This is a genomic window from Methanosarcinales archaeon (assembly GCA_014859725.1).
In the GTDB taxonomy this organism is placed as follows: domain Archaea; phylum Halobacteriota; class Methanosarcinia; order Methanosarcinales; family Methanocomedenaceae; genus Kmv04.
The window spans coordinates 1-7,406 of record JACUTQ010000117.1; the positions used below are offsets into that span (position 1 = coordinate 1).

Sequence of the window (7,406 nt, forward strand, 5' to 3'; positions counted from 1 at the left end):
TCGAAATGCATATGCCATACCCTGGAATATAGTAACTAAAAGATTCGAGGAGGAGGGGAACGGTTTCAAAGTGGAGGAGATCATGGAGTTCCCGGGTATCGAACGGATTGGGGGTCTTTATAGAATTGAGACAAAGAAATGGGTTAATGAGTGATTTTTTACAAACGGTTCACTGTTATTGGAAATAGAACCATCAAAGCTAGGATTATAATGCCTGGATTGTTTCGCGATATCTTGGAAGGCATTACTAACGTATGAAGGGTACAATTCAAAGATATCCTATGAAATCAAAGCATGGGTAACTTGAAGGTTAAGGGATCCGATATTTGTCGCTTTATCGACTTCAAATATCAGACTCCCTGACACCTTATTTCCAGATAAGTAATCATTGTTATCCAGTTGAATTTCTAATTGCACCATCAATATGTGTTATTTATCCATATAATACACTGGAAAACAATGTCGTTACTATCCCGAATATAAAGAACAATAACGGCAGGGCTACTGCGATCAAAGCTTTATTTGTGCTCAAATTGTGGACATATTTTACTCCAAGAAACACCAGGCCAATTGCCCACAACTGCATTATGTATCCAATGATTAATATTACAATATAATATGGATTGGATAACAATTCACCCATAGGATTGCCTGACCCTGCTGTTGCTGAAATAGTAATAGTAATAGGTTCAATAAATGAGTAAAATATTATTCCAATTACAGCATTAATGATAAGAGGAGTTCTACTGTAACCATAGACTACTAACATCTGTGTAAACTTCCCCTCTCCACCCAATGCAACTGAAATAAAATGAATTATCCCGGCTGCTATTATCCACATTATTATTATACCAATTAATGCAAATATAACTGGTAGCACAGTGGTGGAAAATTTCACAATTTCTATAGCTTCAGGGGGTAATTCACTAAAATCATAGTTAAACGGCATTATATATACTGAAATTGCACTTAGGATTGCAATTATTCCCACTATCAGGAATGACTCTTCAATATATGGTCTATCTGAGATTTCTTTTATCGTTTCTTCCGGCTTTATTAATATTCCGGTAATTTTATTCAACAAGTTCATAATTAAACCTCCTTTTGAAATTATTATTATTATTATTATTCAGCCCTTAAAGCTTCAACCGGATCCAACCTTGCAGCCCTCGATGCAGGATACACACCTGCAACTACGGATGTCACCACTCCAAAAGTCAGACCGATCATAATGGATGTTAACGTTACTGTGCTGGGGAAATTTCCAAGTACCGAGATCAGGTATGCTGCCCCGCCACCAACTAAAACTCCGATCAGGCCGCTTACCAGACCCAGGATGCCAGATTCGATCAGGAACAATGTCCGTATATCACCTTTGTTGGCACCCACTGCTTTCATAACACCGATCTCCTTGATTCGTTCAGTGACGGTCAGCATCATTACATTAATTATCCCGATACCACCCACTGCGAGGGCGATTGCGCCTATGCCTCCAAGCCCGTATTTTACCATATTAAGTAATTCAGTAATGCTTTCCAATATAGAACCCTGATCGAAAATTGTAAACTGTTCATTCTTATTAGTCCGTTGAAGAGCCTTTTCCATACGTACGATTGTCTCAGGGATCATTTCCTCGTCCTCCACCCTGACATTGATGGTCGTATAAGAATATTCTTCAATATCAATTATACTCTTCATAGATGGATGGGAAACATATATCTGGGAATTTGAACTGCCCCCCAGTATTGACATCTGTTCCGAATCTTTTAGTACCCCGACGACTCTATAATCAAACGTGTCTTGTGTCATTGTATTTTCAATGATAATATGTGAACCGGGATTAATAGGCATATCAAACATCTTATTGGCAATATCATACCCCAGTACAGCACTATTCCTGTCTGAATCTAAAAGGAACCTGCCAGCTTCAATGGATTTTGATAGATCTGGTTCTTTAGATGGTGAAATTGCTATAATTCCCACACTGGATTCTTCACCTCTGAACTCCATACTAAAAATACCGTAATATTGACTTCGCGGAGATACACTTACTACCCCAACAACGCCCTCTAATATCGAAACATCCTTATTATCCAGGATGGCGGCCTTCATAGGTCTGCCAACGCCGCCCCCATCAAAACCACCAGGTATCACCTGTACCATGTTCAGGTCCATTTCACTAAAAACACCAGAAACTCCGGTAATCAATCCCTCACCAACAGAGAGCATGACCACGATAGCTGCCACTCCTATGATAATGCCAAGACTCGACATTATGGTCTTGAACTTCTCACCTCTAAAGCTCAGGAATACAAATTCCAGGGCGTCGTAGAATTTCATGCTTATTCACTGGTATTTCTTCGCTTTCGCATTACGACAAAAAAGATTATGATTACGGCAAACATGCCACCCACTATCCCTATCACCAGCAGGGGATTTGAATCTTTTTCCATAATGGTCTGGGCTTTTGAGTTGTTCACATTGATGGTCTGGATGTCTGACTCGTGCCAGTTGTTTCCGTTCTTGAACTGGGCTTTGAAATCGATCTGTTCAATACCCTCATCAGGTGTAATATCGAATTGGACAGTGAACATCTCATCAGAGTCCATTGTACCAATGAAATACTGGGCCGGCTCAAATACCACTCCCTCGGTAACTGAAAATATGTTTACAGATTTTATTGTATTTGGTCTGGTGTTTGCAATATCCAGCACAATGAAATCAGAATCTTGCGAAGTTTCGCTGTTGATAATTTTTATCCCTGACGAGACAATGGTAACAGGTACCTTCCATTTTATATCGTACATATCCCCGCCACCTACGAAAACAAAATCCAGGAATTCCACTCCGTCTTTAGCCTCTTCGTCAACCTTGATGGCATATGTGAAATCAATAGAATCACCCGGGCCCAGCAGACCCACATCATAATATCGATCACTGGTAACCTGAACATTACTATTACTCAAAAGGGACGCCTCTATTACCTGTGCAGTTAGATCAAATATCTCATCAGAATTGGTACCTACTGGCACAGGATAGGCATAATCCTTTGCTGCATTTTTTAACGTAATCGTGACAATCCCTTCGTCCCCTGGCATAAGATATGCCGGATCAATGGAATTATCCACCATCACAGAAGGCCGAATTGTGATATCAGAATCGGCTGTCGAGTTCTGTATCAACAATAATAACAATAAACTAATAATTAACAATTTAATTTTCATACTATCATACCATCCCTGATCTTTATTATCCTGTTACACATTGCTGCAATATCATGTTCATGGGTGACCATTGCAATGGTTTTCCCTTGAGAATTAAGTATTTTGAAAATGTCCATTATCTCATCTCCTGTTTTAGTATCAAGATTTCCAGTAGGTTCATCTGCCAGGATTATTTCCGGTTTATTTACCAATGCCCTGGCTATGGCAACCCTCTGCCGCTGACCACCTGAGAGCTCAGGAGGTTTGTGTTTCATGCGGTCCTTTAATCCCAGTTGTTCTAACAATTCTAATGCTCTGGCTTTTCGCCTGGCTTTGGGGATATTCTGGTAGATCATGGGCAGTTCCACATTTTTCAGAGCATCAAATCTTGAGATCAGGTTGAAGGTCTGGAACACGAACCCTATCTTCTTACCCCGTATCCTTGCCAGTTCCATGTCTGATAGGCTTGATGTATCCACGCCGTCGAGGAAGAATTTGCCGCTGGTAGGTCTATCAAGCAGGCCTATAAGGTTCATCAACGTGGTCTTACCACTCCCCGACGGCCCCATAATGGCCACTAACTCCCCGGATTTGATGGAGATATTGATATCCTTGAGTACCGGGACATCTAATTTTCCCAGGTGATAGGTCTTGTCTACATTCTGTATGGTCAAAACATCTTCCAGAGGAACAGCCATTTCACTCTCCACCTCTGTAATTTTCAATAACAGCCTGTATCCCGGATGCAGTCAACTGATCTGTTATGACCGAATAATACGGTGAGAATTGATGCCACTTTTTCTTTCTGGATTCGATAAACAATTGTGTATCCAGAGTATGTTTTTCTCGGTCATACCTTTGTTTGATAAGCAAATACCATGGCAACATAGGGGCAATGGATACAATCACTTTCCATTCCCCGGATATTACTGAATAAGCAAGTAATGCCACAATAATTATTAACGCCATTGCTATTAGTGCGATTGAAGGTTTATTCAATTTAAATGTTGTAACTGACTTAATGTCACTGTAGTTTAGTAAGACATCTCTCAGCTCGAATGATTTTAATTGAACACCGTTTTCATCAATCGAAATACTTGCCTGAAGCATTTTTACTACAAGGAAATAAAGTAAGAAATACATTAACATGAGAATTGGAATCAATACTGCATAATCCAGATTCCGGCCAAACATCAAAACCAGATTTAAGCTTACAACAATGCAAAAAGTGAACACAGAATTATCAGCAGAGAACAATATATTGTTAGATTTAAATTTTTCAACATTTGATCGACCGGATGGGATCAAAGGATTTTCAAAAACGACTTGCCTGTCCAACGTGTATCCCGTTGGAGTTACACTCGGGCACCACCCCATCATTTTCCGTATATTTTCAATCCAGACATTCATTTTACTTAGTCCTTATAATTTTGACATTCACCACAGAAAAGGATGCCTTTTTTCTTAATCAATGTCTTTTGGTTCTTCCGCTCCCAGTAAACTACTTTGAGAAAATTAATCCATTCAAACAACAAAAAACCTGTAATAAGATCCTGCATCCCTGTCAAGCCAGCCATTCTCATCAAAGAGATGATGAAAAATATGCCCATTACAATAATTAGGGAAACCAATACAAATGACATAATATAATATCGTTTTTGAATAGATCGTGGTTGTTTATATTTTCTAGTAGCAGCCCTATTAAATAAGCGCCAATCGTATACTCCGGTGAGAAGTCGGAAAAACAAACCTCCGATTGCACCTGTTAGGAGCATGTCCGGATTTACACTTTCATGTTCTACAAAAAACAAAACAGCCAGTAGGGTGAAAGCCAGTGATTTCAGTAAAATCCTGTTATGGTGTTTATTCCACCAACCTGCACCCAGATAAGTGATCTTACCTTCACGATCTGGTGCATTTAATGTCAGTTCATCAAATTGCAATGATCTTTTGGTCACTATGGCAGTTGCATTCGGGCACCACCCCAGCCATAACCTTAATTTCTTAAAAGCATTCATTCATTTTCCTCTTTTAATCTCAGTTGATATAACCTACTTAAGAAAGTCCCAAATTTTTAGACGAAATTATTAAAAATAAAATTGTAACAATTCCAATCATAACGGCAATCAATAGTTTTCCCCATCCGATAATTCCCTGAGGATACATATTTTCTGTTCTATCATAGCCAAATACTTTTATTAAAATAGCAATTACTCCGAATAAAATTAGTATAAAAACATAAGAGTAAAGTAGATTTGTTAGACGATATTCATTAATAGACAAAGAACCCGAAAGATAGCTTAATAAAAGTTTGAAACTATATAAAATAAATACTAAAACAACTGACTTTAAATAAAAAAACCAGTAGTTAAAACATTCTGTACGTTTTGTTTTTTGAAGTTCCTTTTTAAAGTAGAATCGATTAATAAAATAATACAGGCAGATAATAAAGAATATGTACACCAATAATCGGCCAGTATTGAATAATTCCTGTGCTACCATCTTGTTCTTCCTCTATTTGATTAACCTATCAAGCCCTATCATCACCGCTGCTCCAATTATCGAAAAGACAACAACGAGTGCCACAAATATCAGGAAAACTCTCCCATCCATTTTTTTCAGATAATCAGGTTCTTCAAATCCCATCCTCTTTGCCAGAACCACAAAAACCAACATAGCTGCTTCAAGAGCTAAGATGCCTTTTATAAAGGGCATCAGAGACAACTGCAATGCATAGTAGCGAATAAGGAGAAAGATGGATGCTACTGCAATGAATAGCATCATCTTAATACCTGTGGGGCGGTTAAGCTCGAATACTTTTCCAAGTTTTAAGGCTATGAATAAAATAATAAGAATCCATATCCTGTGAAGCACAGGGTATTGAAGTGAGAAATAAAGATATACCGCATAAACCACAATCAAGATAGCCAATTCTCTTAATGGTTTGGTATTTCCAAAACGGTATATAATTGGGCTTAGTGTATTCTTCCTATGCCAGACCATGATTACAAAAATGGCAAAGGTTACAATCGGCGCCAGATAAAATGTGGCAGTCAGGTCTGTTTTAATATAACCATACGTGATCAATCCTCCGATGCCAATAAAGGTATAGAAGAGAACTGCAATCGACCTCAATAGTTCTTCCTTAACGATGTAATCCCATTCGAATAACGAACCGAATAACTTCGGAGATGCATCGCCCCCGCTATCTGGCTTATTAGCATAACCTTCTCCAGAAGGGGGCTTGTTGATTTTAGTATCCGCAACAGGACACCAGCCCATAACTTTCCGTATATTTTCGATCAAAGCAGTCATTATTCCCCTCCAATTTTCTTTAACTTTTCAGGAGCAATGTTTTTCAGCATCAAAAAATCATGCTCATTGCGTGGATAAAGAATTATATTCCTTCCCCTGGTGCTAATCCTTATGATCCCTGGATAATGGGATATTCTAATCGCGCCATATATCACATAGATCAGCAATAATGTAGATATCCTAAATATCACACTCGTAATTGAAGTTGATGATAGCGATATTAAAATAACCAATATCAATGCGATTAAACTCCGCACCCTATGTTTGTGTGCATAGTTTTCACCTAGTTTTACCATATCAATATCACTTTTATGATATCTCTTCTCGCCCAATAACGGGAACCTTATCCGCAACATCTCTTTATCCACGGATATTTTGGTGCGCTCGAATATGAAAAGTGATGCATAGAGCAAAAGCGACAGAAGAATCAAATATATATCCGACCTCTGGATGCCGATTAAAAACAGGCCGATGGAACCAAACATAACAGCAAAGATGCGCCAGTCAAACATCTGGACTGGTATATCCATAAACTGATCATTCCCATCATAGTTAGCAGTGCCTGTACGATAGGAATTTCCTGTAGAGAAAAAATCATTATTGTCAAAAACGACTCTTTCCTGTGGGCACCAGCCCATCATTTTCCGTATAGTTTCTGCCACATTTATTGTCATACCAATGCCCTCAATTTCCCAAACAGTTCCTCTGCCAATTTCGTGGGATCGTCCGTATTTTCAAGTTTGAGCTTCATCTCGTCTGCAAAGTCCCATAACAGTTCGATACACTGGGTGTACCTGCTACATGCATTACAATCCCCTTCATGCTTATACCACACCTGCATCCCATGTTTTTCAGATACGAATATAATGGCTTTGGCATCAAACGGTA

At 38.8% G+C, this 7,406-nt stretch carries 11 protein-coding genes; 1 reads left to right on the forward strand and 10 read right to left on the reverse strand.

Features of this window, described 5'->3' with window-relative positions; all coding sequences use genetic code 11:
• Positions 1-154 (forward strand): hypothetical protein (locus tag IBX40_09460; GenBank protein MBE0524541.1); only part of this gene is annotated, 154 nt, incomplete at its 5' end.
• A gap of 279 nt (positions 155-433) precedes the next feature.
• On the opposite strand, the gene IBX40_09465 is transcribed toward IBX40_09460, so the two are convergent.
• The 10 genes from IBX40_09465 to IBX40_09510 all read right to left on the reverse strand — a co-directional run.
• Positions 434-1,090, reverse strand: coding sequence for a YIP1 family protein (locus tag IBX40_09465; GenBank protein MBE0524542.1), 657 nt, complete (start codon positions 1,088-1,090; stop codon positions 434-436).
• Positions 1,091-1,125: 35 nt separating this feature from the next.
• The gene (locus IBX40_09470) at positions 1,126-2,340 is read right to left on the reverse strand and encodes an ABC transporter permease (GenBank protein ID MBE0524543.1); all 1,215 of its coding nucleotides are present in this window, start codon (positions 2,338-2,340) and stop codon (positions 1,126-1,128) included.
• A gap of 2 nt (positions 2,341-2,342) precedes the next feature.
• On the reverse strand, positions 2,343-3,185 hold the full coding sequence (locus tag IBX40_09475) for a hypothetical protein (GenBank protein MBE0524544.1): 843 nt from the start codon (positions 3,183-3,185) through the stop codon (positions 2,343-2,345).
• A 35-nt stretch (positions 3,186-3,220) separates the two neighbouring features.
• Positions 3,221-3,901 (reverse strand): ABC transporter ATP-binding protein, encoded by a 681-nt coding sequence (locus IBX40_09480; GenBank protein ID MBE0524545.1) that lies wholly within the window; start codon positions 3,899-3,901, stop codon positions 3,221-3,223.
• Position 3,902: 1 nt separating this feature from the next.
• A complete protein-coding gene (locus tag IBX40_09485; GenBank protein ID MBE0524546.1) occupies positions 3,903-4,613 on the reverse strand; it encodes a hypothetical protein in 711 nt (236 codons plus the stop codon).
• A 5-nt stretch (positions 4,614-4,618) separates the two neighbouring features.
• Complete coding sequence (locus IBX40_09490) at positions 4,619-5,221, reverse strand: DUF1673 family protein (GenBank protein MBE0524547.1); 603 nt, start codon at positions 5,219-5,221, stop codon at positions 4,619-4,621.
• Between the two features lie 37 nt (positions 5,222-5,258).
• On the reverse strand, positions 5,259-5,705 hold the full coding sequence (locus IBX40_09495; protein MBE0524548.1) for a hypothetical protein: 447 nt from the start codon (positions 5,703-5,705) through the stop codon (positions 5,259-5,261).
• Positions 5,706-5,717: 12 nt separating this feature from the next.
• Positions 5,718-6,518: a DUF1673 family protein gene (locus tag IBX40_09500; GenBank protein MBE0524549.1), complete on the reverse strand. Its 801-nt coding sequence runs from the start codon at positions 6,516-6,518 to the stop codon at positions 5,718-5,720.
• A complete protein-coding gene (locus tag IBX40_09505; protein ID MBE0524550.1) occupies positions 6,518-7,192 on the reverse strand; it encodes a hypothetical protein in 675 nt (224 codons plus the stop codon). The genes IBX40_09500 and IBX40_09505 overlap by 1 nt, the downstream gene beginning before the upstream one ends.
• Positions 7,189-7,406: hypothetical protein (locus IBX40_09510; protein ID MBE0524551.1), on the reverse strand; the 218-nt coding region annotated here is incomplete at its 5' end. The genes IBX40_09505 and IBX40_09510, both read right to left, overlap by 4 nt.

What these genes read in the sequence shown, in the direction of transcription:
- IBX40_09485 (MBE0524546.1), bottom strand. Translation starts at nt 4,613, where the DNA reads ATGAATGTCTGGATTGAAAATATACGGAAAATGATGGGGTGGTGCCCG.
- IBX40_09505 (MBE0524550.1), bottom strand. Translation starts at nt 7,192, where the DNA reads ATGACAATAAATGTGGCAGAAACTATACGGAAAATGATGGGCTGGTGC.
- IBX40_09470 (MBE0524543.1), bottom strand. Translation starts at nt 2,340, where the DNA reads ATGAAATTCTACGACGCCCTGGAATTTGTATTCCTGAGCTTTAGAGGT.
- IBX40_09500 (MBE0524549.1), bottom strand. Translation starts at nt 6,518, where the DNA reads ATGACTGCTTTGATCGAAAATATACGGAAAGTTATGGGCTGGTGTCCT.
- IBX40_09495 (MBE0524548.1), bottom strand. Translation starts at nt 5,705, where the DNA reads ATGGTAGCACAGGAATTATTCAATACTGGCCGATTATTGGTGTACATA.
- IBX40_09490 (MBE0524547.1), bottom strand. Translation starts at nt 5,221, where the DNA reads ATGAATGCTTTTAAGAAATTAAGGTTATGGCTGGGGTGGTGCCCGAAT.
- IBX40_09480 (MBE0524545.1), bottom strand. Translation starts at nt 3,901, where the DNA reads ATGGCTGTTCCTCTGGAAGATGTTTTGACCATACAGAATGTAGACAAG.
- IBX40_09465 (MBE0524542.1), bottom strand. Translation starts at nt 1,090, where the DNA reads ATGAACTTGTTGAATAAAATTACCGGAATATTAATAAAGCCGGAAGAA.